At 74.2% G+C, this 15,086-nt stretch carries 13 protein-coding genes; 4 read left to right on the top strand and 9 right to left on the bottom strand.

The genetic code is table 11. From position 1 onward, the window contains the following. Positions 1–56: 56 nt before the first annotated feature. The 9 genes from ACFY7H_RS25095 to rimP all read right to left on the bottom strand — a co-directional run bounded on the left by ACFY7H_RS25095 (position 57) and on the right by rimP (position 11,929). Positions 57–1,016 carry a bifunctional riboflavin kinase/FAD synthetase gene (locus tag ACFY7H_RS25095; protein WP_388941846.1) on the bottom strand — a complete coding sequence of 320 codons (960 nt, stop codon included), beginning with the start codon at positions 1,014–1,016 and terminating at the stop codon, positions 57–59. A gap of 119 nt (positions 1,017–1,135) precedes the next feature. Then, the gene (locus ACFY7H_RS25100; RefSeq protein WP_388941849.1) at positions 1,136–4,639 is read right to left on the bottom strand and encodes a serine protease; all 3,504 of its coding nucleotides are present in this window, start codon (positions 4,637–4,639) and stop codon (positions 1,136–1,138) included. Positions 4,640–4,902: 263 nt separating this feature from the next. Next, the gene (truB, locus tag ACFY7H_RS25105) at positions 4,903–5,811 is read right to left on the bottom strand and encodes a tRNA pseudouridine(55) synthase TruB (protein ID WP_388941852.1); all 909 of its coding nucleotides are present in this window, start codon (positions 5,809–5,811) and stop codon (positions 4,903–4,905) included. Further along, on the bottom strand, positions 5,808–6,260 hold the full coding sequence (gene rbfA, locus ACFY7H_RS25110; protein ID WP_362394283.1) for a 30S ribosome-binding factor RbfA: 453 nt from the start codon (positions 6,258–6,260) through the stop codon (positions 5,808–5,810). The genes truB and rbfA overlap by 4 nt, the downstream gene beginning before the upstream one ends. Positions 6,261–6,293: 33 nt before the next feature. Then, a complete protein-coding gene (locus ACFY7H_RS25115) occupies positions 6,294–6,587 on the bottom strand; it encodes a DUF503 domain-containing protein (protein WP_388941856.1) in 294 nt (97 codons plus the stop codon). 152 nt (positions 6,588–6,739) lie between these two features. Further along, on the bottom strand, positions 6,740–9,832 hold the full coding sequence (gene infB / locus ACFY7H_RS25120; protein WP_388941859.1) for a translation initiation factor IF-2: 3,093 nt from the start codon (positions 9,830–9,832) through the stop codon (positions 6,740–6,742). Positions 9,833–9,980: 148 nt separating this feature from the next. Beyond that, positions 9,981–10,268, bottom strand: a complete 288-nt coding sequence (locus tag ACFY7H_RS25125) for a YlxR family protein (RefSeq protein WP_388941862.1) — start codon at positions 10,266–10,268, stop codon at positions 9,981–9,983. Between the two features lie 144 nt (positions 10,269–10,412). After that, the gene (nusA, locus tag ACFY7H_RS25130) at positions 10,413–11,414 is read right to left on the bottom strand and encodes a transcription termination factor NusA (RefSeq protein WP_388941865.1); all 1,002 of its coding nucleotides are present in this window, start codon (positions 11,412–11,414) and stop codon (positions 10,413–10,415) included. Positions 11,415–11,416: 2 nt separating this feature from the next. Beyond that, complete coding sequence (gene rimP, locus ACFY7H_RS25135; RefSeq protein ID WP_388941868.1) at positions 11,417–11,929, bottom strand: ribosome maturation factor RimP; 513 nt, start codon at positions 11,927–11,929, stop codon at positions 11,417–11,419. 156 nt (positions 11,930–12,085) lie between these two features. On the opposite strand from rimP, the gene ACFY7H_RS25140 reads away from it, so the two are divergent. The 4 genes from ACFY7H_RS25140 to ACFY7H_RS25155 all read left to right on the top strand — a co-directional run bounded on the left by ACFY7H_RS25140 (position 12,086) and on the right by ACFY7H_RS25155 (position 15,078). Next, positions 12,086–12,673 (top strand): hypothetical protein, encoded by a 588-nt coding sequence (locus ACFY7H_RS25140; protein WP_388941871.1) that lies wholly within the window; start codon positions 12,086–12,088, stop codon positions 12,671–12,673. Further along, positions 12,670–13,113, top strand: coding sequence for a ferritin-like domain-containing protein (locus ACFY7H_RS25145; protein WP_388941873.1), 444 nt, complete (start codon positions 12,670–12,672; stop codon positions 13,111–13,113). Before ACFY7H_RS25140 ends, ACFY7H_RS25145 begins: the two co-directional genes overlap by 4 nt. A gap of 34 nt (positions 13,114–13,147) precedes the next feature. Then, on the top strand, positions 13,148–14,050 hold the full coding sequence (locus ACFY7H_RS25150; RefSeq protein ID WP_388941876.1) for an aminoglycoside phosphotransferase family protein: 903 nt from the start codon (positions 13,148–13,150) through the stop codon (positions 14,048–14,050). A gap of 68 nt (positions 14,051–14,118) precedes the next feature. Continuing rightward, on the top strand, positions 14,119–15,078 hold the full coding sequence (locus ACFY7H_RS25155; RefSeq protein WP_388941878.1) for a slipin family protein: 960 nt from the start codon (positions 14,119–14,121) through the stop codon (positions 15,076–15,078). Positions 15,079–15,086 lie beyond the last annotated feature (8 nt).

Here is a 15,086-nt window from a genome sequence, read left to right on the forward strand (position 1 = left end):
GGGCCCCTGCCGTCCCGAGGACGGCAGGGGCCCTTCGCCGTAGGTCAGAAGCGCTGTCAGCGCCGCGCGGCGTCGAAGGCGTCCGTCAGGACCCGCGCCCGCTTCACGTCGTCCGCGATGGCCTCCAACAGCCCGTCGAGCGACTCGAACTTCGCCATCCCCCGCACGTACGACAGGAAGTCGACGGACACCTGCTTGCCGTACAGGTCCAGCCCGACACGGTCGATCGCGTACGCCTCCACGGTCCGCTCGGTGGCGTCGAACTGCACGTTCGTACCGACCGAGATCGCCGCGGGCATCCGCTCGCCGTCCGCCGTCAGCCAGCCCGCGTACACCCCGTCCGCCGGGATCGCGGTGTGCGGCTGCGTCTCCACGTTGGCCGTCGGGTAGCCGAGCTCGCGCCCGCGCTGCGCGCCGCGCACCACGATGCCCTCGACCCGGTGCGGGCGGCCCAGGATCTCGGCGGCGCCCTCCATGTCCCCCTCGGCGACGAGCCTGCGGGCCAGGGTGGAGGAGAACGGCACGCCGCCGCCCGCCTCGCCGCGCTCGACCAGGTCCACGACCTCGACGTCGTAGTCGTAGGTGGAGCCCAGCTCGCTCAGGAAGTCGACGTTCCCGGCGGCCCGGTGGCCGAAGCGGAAGTTCGGGCCCTCGATCACGGCGCGCGCGTGCAGCTTGTCGACCAGCACCTTCACGATGAAGTCGGCCGGGGACAGCTGCGAGAACTCCGCCGTGAACGGCAGGATCAGCAGCGCGTCGACACCGAGACCGGCCATCAGTTCGGCCCGCCGGTCGTACGGGGCCAGGATCGGCGGGTGGCTGCCGGGGCGCACGACCTCGCTCGGGTGCGGGCTGAAGGTGACGACGACGGCCGGGAGGCCCAGCTCGTGGGCCTTCGCCACGGCGCGTCCGATGATCAGCTGGTGTCCCCGGTGCACACCGTCGTAGGAGCCGATGGTGACGACGCTGCGTCCCCAGTCCTGGGGGATGTCCTCCAAGCCACGCCAGCGCTGCACTGTGACCGCTCCTCGCCCGAACCCGTGTAGTCCCTGTACCGATTGCCGATTGCAGGTCTAAGACTGCCATGCCGTCGGCCGGTGCCCCGCATCGGCTCTGGCCGGAATCCCTCCCCGCCTCACGTAATGTCCGGCGCGGCCCTACGAAGAGTCTCCACGGTACGCCGGGCGCCCGGCCCGAGCAGCGCCGCCGCCTCCGTCGCGGCCTCGGTGAGCCAGCGGGACACCAGTGCCCCGAACACCGGATCGGCCCGGGCCAGCTCCACCGTGCGGTGCTCGAAGACCGCCGGCCCGCCCGGTGCCCGCAGCAGCTGCCGGCCGGTGCGCCGCAGCAGCTCGCGGGTACGGACCTCCGGGCGCCGGTCGCTCCCGGCGGCGAGCCCCGCCAGGAAGGCGCCGAGCACCTGCGGATCGGTCTCCTCGCGCAGCAGTACGTCGGCCAGCTCGGCCCGCAGCGGGTACGAGGACTGTGCCCCGGGCGCTGCCAGTACGCCGGCCAGCGCGGCCCGCACCGGCTGCGGGCCGCCCCGCAGCAGGCCGAGGACCAGGGGCCGAAGCACCGGGCCGGCCGCCGGGCCCTGGTCCAGACGCCGGTCCACGAAGGCGGCGGCGTGCGGGGCGTCCTCGGGGCGCCGGGCGAGGTGGTCCCGTACGAGGTCGCCCGCGCGGCGGGCCAGGCCCGGAGTGGTGAGCGCGGCCAGGGCGCGGATCACCTCCCCGTCGGCCCGGTCCCGCAGCGCGGCGAACACCGCGTCCTGGTCGGGCAGTACGGGCAGTGCCGCGACCAGTGCCGAAGCCGGCAGCCGGGACCCGCCCGCGGGGTCGCGGAAGCAGGCGAGGGCGTCGGGCAGGCAGCGGGCCCGCGCCTGCGGGTCGCGGAGCAGGATCGCGAGGGCGCTGCCGTGGAGACCCGTGTCGCCGGGGCGGTCGAGGAGCGTCTCGGCGGCGCGACGCAGCAGCTCCCGGTCGGCGGGGGTGCGGACGTGCGGGGCGGTGGCGGCTCCGTACGCGGCGGCGGCCACCCGCCGTTCGGGCCGCTCGTCCCGCGCCCAGCGGGCGACGGCCCGGCACAGGGCGGACGGCTCGTCCTCCGCGAGGACGGCGAGGAGTTCGTCGGCCCGCGGGTGCGCGGCGCCGACCAGGGCCTCGGTGAGGTCGTCCACCGCGAGGCGGCGGTGGGTGTGCAGCAGGGCCTGCGCCGCGGTGGCGACGGTGGCCCCGGGCCGGCCGCGCAGCCGGCGCTCGTCGGTGAACCAGGCGCAGACCAGGGGCAGGACGAGCCGCGGGGCGCGGGTGAGGCGGCGGGCGGCGGCCCCGAGGTAGTGGTGGTCGGAGGGCAGCAGGCGGCGCAGCAGGTCGAGGCGGTCGGACTCGGGCAGCCGGAGCCTGCTCCAGAACCGGCCGCCGAACTCGCCGGAGCCGGCCCGGGCCACGTGCTCGGCGAGGGCGTGCAGGACGGGCAGGTGCGCGGTGGCGTCGGCGGCGCCGAGCAGGGTGCCGCGCAGCAGCCGGGAGGCCCACCAGACCCGGTCGGGGTGGACGGGGTCCGGGGACCCGGCGGCGCGTTGTTCGGCGAAGGTGTTCAGGGCGCCCACCAGGGCGTCCAGCCTGCCGCGTACCTCGTCGGGCGGCAGCCTGCGCAGGGCTTCCAGCACGGGGCCGATGCGGTGCCTGGGCACGGGCGGCCCCGCCGCGGCCGGGCCGTGGTGCACGAGGTGGTCCAGGGCGCTCGGGACGTCGAGGTGCGCGGACTGGAGCCAGTCGGACAGCTCCTCGTGGGCGAAGCGGTAACCGGGGCCCGCCGGGACCAGCAGCCCCTCGGCGAGGACGGCGGAGGCCCAGCCGGTGCGCCAGGGGAACAGCTCCTCGAAGGCGGCCCGGTCCAGCTGGCCCTGCCCGGGGCCGAGGCACCGGCGGGCGGCCTCGTGCACCCGCCCCGCCACCCGGGCGGCCAGCCGCCGCACCCCGGGGCCGTGCACCCCGGGCCCGCGCCCCGCGCCGGCCGCCGCCGCGATACGGACGGCGACGCGCAGGGCCACCAGGTCCAGGTGCGCCGAGAAGACCTCGTCACGGCCCGGGCGGCCCGCCGTGACCTCGGCGGCGCGGATCCCCGCGAGCAGGCGCAGGGTGAGCGGATGCCCGGCGTCGGCCTCCCGCACCGCGTCGTCCGGGATCCCCAGCCGGGCGCGGGCCGTGCGCGCCTCCTCGGGGGTCAGGTCGCCGACGGGCAGCGCGGGGGGCAGCCGCCGGGCGGCGCGGTCCGGGGTGTGCAGCAGCTCCGGCGGGTAGAGGCCGCCGGCCCGCTCCCAGTACTCGGGCCGGGCCGCGACCACCAGCCGGGCGCCGGTGCGGCGCAGCCAGTCGGCGGTGGCCGCGGTCCACGGCTCCAGGCGGTGGGAGAGCCCGGGCGGCATTTCCTCGGGGGTGTCCAGCACCACCAGCAGGGCCCGTCCGGCGGCGGCCGCGAGCCGGGCCACGCGCTCGGCGGTGCCACCGGGGGGCGCGGCCGCCGGCGGGTCGAAGCCGGCCGGGGTCCCGGGGAAGGCGAAGCCGCCGGCCGCGAAGCCGGAGGGGCCGGCCGGTCGCGGTCCGGCGTCCGCGGCGGAGACGATGCGGCCGGCCGCCGCCAGCGCCCGGGCCGCGGCGTCGGCCAGCGAGCCGTCGCCGTCGCGCAGGTCGGCTCCACGCAGCCACAGCGTCGGCGCGGGGCGGGGGCCGCGGGCCCGGTCGGCGGCCAGGGCCGCGAGGGCGGTGGTGCGGCCGGTGCCGGGCATCCCGACCACGCCGAGCACGGGGGCCTCCCCGGCGGTGAAGGCGGCCAGGGCGGCGGCGATCCGGGGGCGCGGCACGGGGTCCGGCGCGGGCTCGGCGGCGCCGGCCGGGGGGTACGCGGTGCCGAGGGTGGTGGCGGTCAGCTCCAGGGCGCCGGCCAGGTTGAGGTCGTCGCCGTAGCCCGGCACGGTGGCGGAGTTGCGCTCCAGCAGCGCCGCCAGGGGGCTCCCGGGGGCGGCCGCGGCGGTCGCGCGCAGGGCGACGGCGAAGCTTCCGGAGCGGTGCTCCGCTCGCAGAGCGGTGCCCAGTACCGCGAGCACCGCTCCGGTCGCCGCGTCGAGGACCGGTCCCCCGCGGACCTCGCCGCCGAGCCGCAGGGCGTCCCGGCCGGCCGTTCCGATGGCCAGCTCGACGGTGGCGGGCAGCGGGCGGGAGCCGTCCGCCGAGGTGTAGGTGACCTCCGCGCCGACCGCGAGGACCCGCGCCTGGCGCCAGCCCCGCGCGGGGAGGCGTACGTACGTCCCCGGAGAGATCGCCTCGCGCATGGCCACGGGCAGCGGCCGCACGCCCAGTCCGTCGCTGCGTACGAGGGCCAGCCCGAGCTCCGGCAGGGCGGTCACGTCATCGGCCCCGGCCACCCAGGTCCGCTCCCCGGCGCCGGACGCGCGCAGCACCACCCGTGCCAGTCCGTCGACGGCCTCGTGGCTGGTGATCACCGTGCCGCGGTCGTCGGCCACGAAGCCGGTGCCGCGCGGCCGTCCGGCCGGGTCCCGGACCGTCACGAGTCCCGCGGCACCCGCGAAGGCGCCGGAGCGGGCACCCCTCGAACCGCCTGTGACCTCGTCCCTCATCGCCGCACCACTCCCCCGCCGCGGGACCCGTGTGCACGACGGTAGGCAAGTGAAGATCAGCGCCGGAAGGACGCAGGAGGAAAGCGCCCCCGTACGCTCCCCGCCTTCACTCCGAGCGCCTGCTCGAAGGGGTGAATCCGGGGCCGCGGGTGGATAGAAACCTATCCGAGGGGGGTCGTGGAGCGGTGAGCACGGTCCGTGCGCGCTCACCGCTCCACGTCAAGCCCACCGCTCCAGGCCGGGAGCGCGGGTGAGCGCGGGTGTCAGACGAAGACCGCGAGGGACTTCGCCTTGCCGCCCTTGCTCTCCACGAGCCCGAGCAGCTTGCCCTCAGGCCCGTAGACGGCGACGGTCCGGCCGTCCTGGTACGCGTCCGGCATCTCGATCCGCACGCCGTTGGCGAGCAGCGAGGCCCGCCGGGCGTCCAGGTCCCAGCGCGCGAACGCGGCGGCGGCCGCCTCGCCGATCGGCATGACGGTCAGCTCCTCCTGGAGCTGGTCCAGCGTGCGCGCCCGGTCGAGCTTGTACGGGCCCACCCGCGTGCGCCGCAGCGCCGTGAGGTGGCCGCCCACGCCCAGGTCGGCGCCCAGGTCGCGGGCGAGGGCGCGAATGTACGTACCGCTGGAGCAGACGACGGAGACGACGAGGTCGACGACCTTGGTGCCGTCCTCGGCCTCGCCCTCGCGCATGTCGTACACCTGGAACGACGAGATGGTGACCGGCCGGGCCGGGATCTCGAAGTCCTCGCCGTCACGGGCGCGCTTGTAGGAGCGCACGCCCTTGATCTTGATGGCGCTGACCTTGGACGGGACCTGCATGATGTCGCCGGTCAGCTTGGCGATGCCGGCGTCCACGGCCTCGCGGGTCACCCCGGAGGCGTCGGCGGACGAGATGATCTCGCCCTCGGCGTCGTCCGTGAGGGTGTTCTGCCCGAGCCGGATGGTGCCGAGGTACTCCTTCTCGGTCAGCGCGAGGTGGCCGAGGAGCTTGGTGGCCTTCTCGACGCCGAGGACGAGGACGCCCGTCGCCATCGGGTCGAGGGTGCCGGCGTGGCCGACGCGTCGGGTCTTGGCGATCCCGCGCATCTTGGCGACCACGTCGTGCGAAGTGAAGCCGGACGGCTTGTCGACGATGACAAGGCCGTCCGGAGTCTTCCCTGCGTTGGTGCTCATTCCGCGGCTGCGTCCTCGTCGTCCTCGTCGCCCGGCTTCTTGTACGGGTCGGCGTCGCCGGCGTACTTCGCGCCGGAGGACACCTCGCGCACCTGGGCGTCGGAGGCCCGCGCCTTGTCGAGGAGGTCCTCGATGGTCTTGGCGTTCTCCGGGAGGGCGTCCGCGACGAAGGTCAGGGTGGGCGTGAACTTGGTTCCCGCCGCCCGGCCGACCGCGGAGCGCAGTACGCCCTTGGCGCTCTCCAGGCCCGCTGCCGCGCTGGCCCGGTCCTCGTCGTCGCCGTAGACCGTGTAGAAGACCGTGGCCTCCCGCAGATCGCCGGTGACCCGGGTGTCCGTGATGGTCACGTGCGTACCGAGGCGGGGGTCCTTGACTCCGCGCTGCAGCTTCTCGGCCACCACCTCCCGGATGAGGTCCGCCAGCTTCTTCGCCCGCGCATTGTCGGCCACTGGTCCGTCTCCTTCTTTGTTGCAGACAAGCAATCAGTCTTCATCACCGTGGTACCGCCGTCTCACCGACAGCAGCTCCACTTCCGGACGCGCCGCGACCAGCCGCTCACAGCGGTCGAGCACGTCCGATACGAATGCCGCGTCCCCGCTCACCAGGGCGACCCCCAGACGGGCCCTGCGGTGCAGGTCCTGGTCTCCCACCTCGGCCGCGCTCACCGCGAACTTGCGCTGGAGCTCGGCGACGATGGGCCGGACGACGGAGCGTTTCTCCTTCAGCGAGTGGACGTCGCCGAGGAGCAGATCGAAGGACAGAGTCCCCACGTACATGCAGTTCCGGATATCCCGCCGGTGCGGGTTCGGTGGCCTGCCGGCCGACGCTCGGCAGGGTCACCAGAACCGTACACGCAACGGCCGGGGCCGATCGACGGATATTCCGCCGACCGGCCCCGGGTTACGACACGGTGCGATGTGCCTCGCGCTTACGCGCGGGGCTTCTCGCGCATCTCGTACGTCGCGATGACGTCGTCGATCTTGATGTCGTTGAAGGAACCGAGGTTGATACCGCCCTCGAAGCCTTCGCGGATCTCGGTGACGTCGTCCTTGAAGCGGCGCAGACCGGAGATGGTGAGGTTCTCGGCGATGACCTTGCCATCGCGCAGGAGCCGCGCCTTGGTGTTGCGCTTGACCTCGCCCGAGCGGACCAGGACACCGGCGATGTTGCCCAGCTTGGACGAGCGGAAGATCTCGCGGATCTCCGCCGTACCGAGCTCGACCTCTTCGTACTCCGGCTTGAGCAGACCCTTGAGGGCCGCCTCGATCTCCTCGATGGCCTGGTAGATCACCGAGTAGTACCGGACGTCGACGCCCTCGCGGTCCGCCATCTGCGCGGCACGGCCGGCCGCACGGACGTTGTAACCGATGACGATGGCGTCGGAGCCCATCGCCAGCGAGATGTCGGACTCGGTGACCGCACCCACACCGCGGTGCAGGACCCGGATGTCGACCTCTTCACCGACGTCGAGCTGGAGCAGCGAGGACTCGAGAGCCTCGACCGCACCGGACGCGTCGCCCTTGATGATGAGGTTGAGTTCCTGGACCAGACCGGCCTTGAGCACGGAGTCGAGGTCCTCGAGGGACACGCGACGGACGCGCTTGGCGAAGTTGGCGTTGCGCTCGCGCGCCGCCCGCTTCTCGGCGATCTGGCGGGCCGTGCGGTCCTCGTCGACGACGAGGAAGTTGTCGCCGGCGCCGGGGACGTTGGTGAGACCCAGGACCAGGACGGGGGTCGACGGACCCGCTTCCTCGACGTTGTTGCCCTTGTCGTCGAGCATGGCGCGCACTCGGCCGTAGGCGTCGCCCACGACCATCGTGTCGCCGACGCGGAGGGTACCGCGCTGGACGAGGACGGTGGCGACGGCACCGCGGCCGCGGTCGAGGTGGGACTCGATCGCAATACCCTGAGCGTCCTGCTCGGGGTTGGCGCGCAGGTCGAGGGAGGCGTCGGCGGTGAGGACGACGGCCTCGAGCAGGGAGTCGATGTGCAGACCCTGCTTGGCGGAGATGTCGACGAACATCGTGTCGCCGCCGTACTCCTCGGCGACCAGACCGAACTCGGTGAGCTGACCGCGCACCTTGGTCGGGTCGGCACCCTCGACGTCGATCTTGTTGACCGCGACGACGATCGGGACGCCGGCGGCCTTGGCGTGGTTGAGCGCCTCGATCGTCTGCGGCATGACGCCGTCGTTGGCCGCGACCACGAGGATCGCGATGTCGGTCGACTTGGCACCACGGGCACGCATGGCGGTGAACGCCTCGTGACCGGGGGTGTCGATGAAGGTGATGCGACGCTCTTCGTCGTTGACCTCGGTGGAGACCTGGTACGCACCGATGTGCTGCGTGATGCCACCGGCCTCGCCCGCGACGACGTTCGTCTTGCGGATGGCGTCGAGCAGTCGGGTCTTACCGTGGTCGACGTGACCCATGACGGTGACGACCGGCGGACGCGGGAGCAGGAACTCCTCGCCGCCCTCGTCCTCGCCGAACTCGATGTCGAAGCCCTCGAGGAGCTCGCGGTCCTCCTCCTCCGGGCTGACGATCTGAACGGTGTAGTTCATCTCGCCCGCGAGGAGCTGCAGGGTCTCGTCGGAGACGGACTGCGTGGCGGTGACCATCTCGCCGAGGTTCATCATCACGGCGACGAGCGACGCCGGGTTGGCGTTGATCTTCTCCGCGAAGTCGGTGAGGGAGGCACCGCGCGACAGGCGCACGGTCTCGCCGCCACCGCGCGGCAGCATCACGCCGCCGACCGACGGGGCCTGCATGGCCTCGTACTCCTGGCGACGCTGGCGCTTGGACTTGCGGCCGCGACGGGCCGGACCGCCGGGACGGCCGAAGGCGCCCTGCGTGCCACCACGGGCACCGGGACCGCCGGGACGGCCACCGAAGCCGGGACGACCGCCGCCACCGGCACCGGCCGGGCCGCCGCCGAAGCCGCCGCCACCCGGACGCGGGCCGCCGAAGCCGCCGCCCGCCGGGCGGGAGCCCGGACCGGCCGGACGGCCGGCGAAGCCGCCGCCGGGACGACCGGCGCCACCACCGGGACGCGGGCCACCGGCACCGGGACCACGGCCACCGGGGCCGCCGCCGGGACGGGGACCGGGACCACCGGCAGCGGGACGCTGCGGCATCATGCCCGGGTTCGGACGGTTACCACCGGGAGCACCACCCGGACGCGGAGCGCCGCCCTGGGGACGGGGCATGCCGCCCGGGGTGGGACGGGCGCCGCCGGGACCCTGCGGACGCGGGGCGCCGCCGGGGCCGGCCTGCGGACGCGGGGCACCCTGGCCGCCGGTGCCGGGGGCACCGGGACGGGGAGCGCCGGCCGGACGGGGCGCCTGCGGGCGCGCCATGCCGGTCGAGCCGCCGGAGGTGAAGGGGTTGTTGCCCGGACGGGGACCGGCCGGACGGGCGCCGCCGGGACGCGGGGCCTGGGAACCGCCGGCCGGGCGCTGGCCCTGGCCGCCGGGGGTGGAGCCGGCCGGACGCGGGGCGCCGGGACGGGCACCCTGACCCGGGGCGGCCGGGCGCTGCTGCGCCGGACGCGGGCCGGGGGCCGCGGCGGGACGCGCCGGGGCGGCGGGAGCCGCCGGGGGCGCGGAGAACTCGGTCGCCACGGGAGCCGCCGGAGCGGGCTTCGGGGCGGGAGCCTTGGGACCGGGACGCGGGCCGGGGGCGGCCGGAGTCACCGGGGTGGCCGCGGGGGCCTCGGCGGCGGCGGGCTTGGGGGCCACCGGTGCGCCGGGCTTGGGGGCGGCGGGACGTGCCGCGGCGGCCGGGGAGGGCGCCGCGGGCTTGGCGGGCGCGGCCTTGCGGGGCGCGCCGGGCTTCGCAGCGGACTTGCCGGCGTTGCCGCCGGGCCCCTGCAGTGCGTCAGTCAACTTGCGTACAACCGGCGCCTCGATCGTCGAGGACGCCGAACGGACGAATTCACCGAGTTCTTGGAGCTTGGCCATGACGACCTTGCTCTCGACTCCGAACTCCTTGGCGAGTTCGTATACCCGGACCTTAGCCACTTCGCTCCTTTTAGGTCCGGGTTACGCCGGACCGTCGCTACTTCATGGGCGTACTCATCGCGTACTCATCGAGTGCTCATCGCAATCTCGACCTACTTCCAACTCGCGAGGTACCTGACCGCACGGGGTTTCCGTGCCGTACTACTTCTTACGGTGTCGCCTCGGCCGTTGCCGCCAGGGCTTTGCGCAGTTCCTCCGTGTCGAGCGCTCCGGCGGACCTGAGGGCCCGGGGGAACGCCCGGCGGCGGACCGCCTGGTCGAGGCAGACCACGGCGGGGTGCACGTAGGCACCCCGGCCGGGCAGCGTACCGCGAGGATCGGGGACGCATTCGTCCCCGATCGCCACGATCCGCAGCAGATCGCTCTTGGCCGCTCGCTCCCGGCACCCCACACAGGTGCGTTCGGGGCATGCGCGGGCTTGCGTCCGGCCAGACACGCCTAAGTCTACCTCCCCGTACCGACCTCACCCCTTCAGGCGAAAAATCGAACGGATGTCGTCGTGATCCACTCGGTGCTCCGGGACTCCCGGAGTACCTGTCTACCCGCCGGGAACCTCCGGCGGGTAGCGGTTTATTCCCGGTCAGGCACGGGCGTCCGCGTCGGCGGGTACCTCGGTGTCGGGCCGGATGTCGATGCGCCAGCCGGTGAGCCGGGCGGCCAGGCGGGCGTTCTGGCCCTCCTTGCCGATCGCCAGCGACAGCTGGTAGTCGGGCACGGTCACCCGGGCGGACCGGGTGTCCCAGTCGACGACCTCGACCTTGCTCACCCGGGCGGGTGAGAGGGCGTTCGCCACCATCTCCGCCGGGTCGTCCGACCAGTCGACGATGTCGATCTTCTCGCCGTGCAGCTCGGCCATCACGTTGCGCACGCGGGCGCCCATCGGGCCGATGCAGGCGCCCTTCGGGTTGAGGCCCGAGCGGGTGGACCGGACGGCGATCTTGGTGCGGTGACCGGCCTCGCGGGCGATCGCGGAGATCTCGACGCTGCCGTCGGCGATCTCCGGGACCTCCAGCGCGAAGAGCTTCTTCACCAGGTTGGGGTGGGTGCGCGACAGGGTCACGGACGGACCGCGGACACCCTTCGCCACGCGCACGACGTACGCCTTGAGGCGGAGGCCGTGCGTGTACTCCTCGCCCGGGACCTGCTCCTGCACCGGCAGGATGGCCTCCAGCTTGCCGATGTCGACGAGGACGTTCTTGGGGTCCTTGCCCTGCTGGACCACGCCGGTGATGACGTCGCCCTCGCGGCCGGCGAACTCGCCGAAGGTCAGGTCGTCCTCGGCGTCGCGCAGACGCTGGAGGATCACCTGCTTGGCGGTCGTCGCGGCGATCCGCCCGAAGTCCGACGGGGTGTCGTCGAACTCCTTGGGCTCCTGCCCCTCTTCGAGGTCCCTCGGGTCCTCCGTCGCCCACACGACCACGTGACCGTTGGTGCGGTCGAGCACGACACGGGCGCGCCGGAAGCTGCCCTCGGTGCGGTGGTACGCGATGAGGAGGGCCGACTCGATCGCCTCGACGAGCAGGTCGAAGGAGATCTCCTTCTCCCGGACCAGACCCCGCAGGGCACTCATGTCGATGTCCACGGCTACGCCTCCTCTTCCTTCTTGTCCTTGCGGCTGAACTCGATCTCGACTCGCGCCTTGGCGATGTCGGTGAAAGCGATACGACGGGCGGTCGCCTTGCGGCCCTTCACACCCGGGATTTCGAGGTCCATACCCTCGTCGTCGACGCCGAGGATGCGGGCGACCAGTTCGCCGGCATCCTTTCCACCTTCGGCGGACAGCTGGAACTTCACGAGGCGGCCGATCGCCCGAACGTAGTGACGGTGCTCGCTGAGCGGGCGGTCCGCGCCCGGGGAGCTGACTTCGAGGTTGTACTCGTCCTCGCCCATCACATCGGACTCGTCGAGCCGGTCGGAGATCTCACGGCTCAGCTCGGCGCATTCGTCCAGGTCGACACCCTCATCGGAATCCACGATGATGCGCAGCATCCGGCGCTTGCCCGCCTTGGAAAGCTCGATGTCCTCGAGGTCCAGGCCCTTGGCGGCGACGAGTGGCTCCAGCAGTCCGCGCAGCCTGTCGCTCTGGGTCGTGCTCATCCGGGTGACTCCTCGGCCGCGTGTGCTGTTGTGGTTTTCCGTCGTGTCAGGTCAAAGGGTATCCGGTCGCGGAGGGTGTTGCCGTCCGCGCTCCGGACGGGACCCCCGGGTACCGTGATCACACCTGCCCCGCCGTCACCCCCCGAGGACGCCGCCGTGCCCTGGACCACGCCTTTGAGGCCCTCGCCCTCACGAAGGAGCCTGCTCGCCGGAGCCGCCGGTGCGGCCGGGGCCGTGCTGCTCACCGGGTGCACCGGTGGCGGTGACGCCTCCGGTGCCGACGGCGGGATTCCGCTCGAACGGCGGATGCGGGAGGACGCCGTTCGTGACAGCGAGCGACTGCTGGAACGTTACGACGCCACCGCGGCGGCCCATCCCGGGCTCGCGGGGCGGCTCGCGCCGCTGCGCGCCGCCGTCGCGGCGCACACCGCGGCCCTGGCCTTCGCGGACCCGGCGGCCCGTGAGCCGGCCGCCCGGCCGGGTCCGCCCTCCGCCGCCGCGTCCGGGGCCGCGGCGCCCGCTCCCGGCGCTCCCGGTGCGCCGGCCGCGGGCGGCGAACCGGTTCCGCAGCAGCCGGCCGAGGCCCTGAGCGCGCTCGCGGACGCCGAACGGAGCCTGTCCGAGGCCCGGACCATCGCCCTGGCCGGCGCCCCCGGGGAACTGGCCCGGATGCTCGCCTCGGTGGCGGCCTGCGGGGCCGTCCACGCCTATCTGCTGACCTCCACCCCGGGAGCCGCCTCGTGAAGCCCTCGCCCACCCCCTCCCCCGGCGGGGCCCTGCGGGCCGCCCAGGCCGCGCTGGCCGCCGAGCACGCGGCCGCGTACGGGTACGGAGTGATCGGGGCGCGGGTCGCGCCCGCCCGGGCGACCGAGGCCCGGGAGGCGTACGCCGGCCACCTGGCCCGCCGCGACCGGCTGACCCGGACCGTGCGGGAGCTGGGCGGCGCGCCGCAGCCCGCCGAGGCCGCGTACGCCCTGCCCTTCGAGCTGCGCACCCCTGCCGACACGGAGCGGCTGGCCGCCGTGATCGAGGACCGGGTGGCGGGCGCGTACTCGGACCTGGTGCGGTCGGCGGGCGGCCAGTTGCGCCGCGAGGCGGCTGACGCGCTGAGCGCCGCGGCCGTGCGCGCGGCGCGCTGGCGCGGTGTCGGCGTAGCCTTCCCTGGGCTCACGGAACGCTCGTAGGGGGCCCGTACCGGCTGAAAGGGACCACGCACGCATGGCTTTCGAACCGCCGCAGCGGCTCGTACGGGCGCTCGGCGAGCTGCCGCCGACCGAGCGGGACACGGAGTGGCTGGAGCGCGTGCCCGAGCTCGCCGAGGAGGCGCTGAAGCGGCGGGACGTGACGGCGCAGCGGGTCCAGACCCCGGGCGGGCGCAGCAGCGTGGTGCTGCTGGTCCGCTACCCGGACGGCACCCCGGCCGTCCTGAAGCTGGCGCCGCCGGGGGCCGCTCCCGGCCGGGAGCTGGCCGCGCTCGCCCACTGGGGCGGCTTCGGGGCCGTACGGGTCCTCGACTCGCGCCACCACGAGGAGGACGGGGCGCTGCTGCTGGAACGGCTGCACCCGGACGTGTCGCTGCGTTCGCTGCCGGAGGCCAAGGCCCTGCTGGAGGCCTGCGGCACGCTGCGCCGGCTGTGGGTGGCCCCGCCGCAGGGCCATCCGTTCGAGACGGTGGCGGAGCGCACCGCCGCTCAGTGCGCGCCGCTGCGGTCGGCGCCGCCGGAGGCGCGGGCGCTGGCGGACTCGGCGGTGGCGCTGCGGGAGGAGCTGACCGGGACGCCCGGCGAGGAGCTGCTGCTGCACGGGAACTTCCGGCAGGGCAAGGTGCTGGCCGGCGAGCGGGCGCCGTGGCTGACGGTGGGCCCGGACCCGCTGGTCGGCGAGCGGGCCTACGACCTGGCCCGGCTGGTCCGGGACCGGCTGGAGGACCAGGTCGCCGCCTCGGCGGGGGCGGCGGGGGCGCGGCGGCGGGTGAACAAGCTCGCCGACTCGCTGGAGGTGGACCGGGAGCGGCTGCGGGGCTGGACGGTGTTCCGGGCGGTGGAGTCGGGCTGCCGGGCGCTTGCGGCGGGCCGGCGGAGGGACGCGGAGCTGCTGCTGGAGTTCGCGGCCTGGTTGTAGGGCGGATCGCAGGGCATACCGTGAATAGGTAGGTATGTCCTGTACGTCCCGTCAGGCGGGGGGCCGTCATGGTCGAGGAACTGCTGACAGCGGGAATCGCCGCCGCCACCGGCGTCGCGGCCTATCTGGGCGCGGCCGCGCGGGTGGTGAAGCAGTACGAGCGGGGCGTGGTCTTCCGCTTCGGCCGGCTGCGCGAGGGCATCCGGCCGCCCGGATTCACGGTGATCGTGCCGGTCGTGGACCGGCTGCGGAAGGTGAACCTGCAGATCGTGACGTTGCCGGTGCCGGCGCAGGAGGGCATCACCCGGGACAACGTCACGGTGCGGGTGGACGCGGTGGTGTACTTCAAGGTCGTCGATCCCGCGAGCGCGATCATCGCGGTGGAGGACTACCGGTTCGCCGTCTCCCAGATGGCGCAGACCTCGCTGCGGTCGATCATCGGCAAGAGCGACCTGGACGACCTGCTGTCGAACCGCGAGAAGCTCAACCAGGGGCTGGAGCTGATGATCGACAGTCCGGCGATGGGCTGGGGCGTGCAGATCGACCGGGTGGAGATCAAGGACGTGTCGCTGCCGGAGACGATGAAGCGGTCGATGGCGCGGCAGGCGGAGGCGGACCGGGAGCGGCGGGCGCGGGTCATCAACGCGGACGCGGAGCTCCAGGCCTCGCACAAGCTGGCGGAGGCGGCTGCGGTGATGTCCGACCAGCCGGCCGCGCTCCAGCTGCGGCTGCTGCAGACGGTGATCGCGGTGGCGGCGGAGAAGAACTCCACCCTGGTCCTCCCCTTCCCGGTGGAGCTGCTGCGCTTCCTGGAGCGCGCGGCCCCCGTCCCTCCCGGGGCCCCTGCCCCTCCCGCCGTTCCCGAGGCTTCCGCCCCTCCCGCCGTTCCCGAGGCTTCCGTGCCTCCCGCCGTTCCCGAGGCTTCCGTGCCTCCCGGGGCTTCCGCCCCTCCCGCGGCCCGGAACCCCGCCGGGCCCGCCGTCCCGCCGTCGCAGACCACGCCCCCCGAACCGCCGGCGCCTTCCTGACGGGCCCG

Origin of the sequence: Streptomyces sp. NPDC012794, from assembly GCF_042901085.1 — a bacterium.
In the GTDB taxonomy this organism is placed as follows: domain Bacteria; phylum Actinomycetota; class Actinomycetes; order Streptomycetales; family Streptomycetaceae; genus Streptomyces.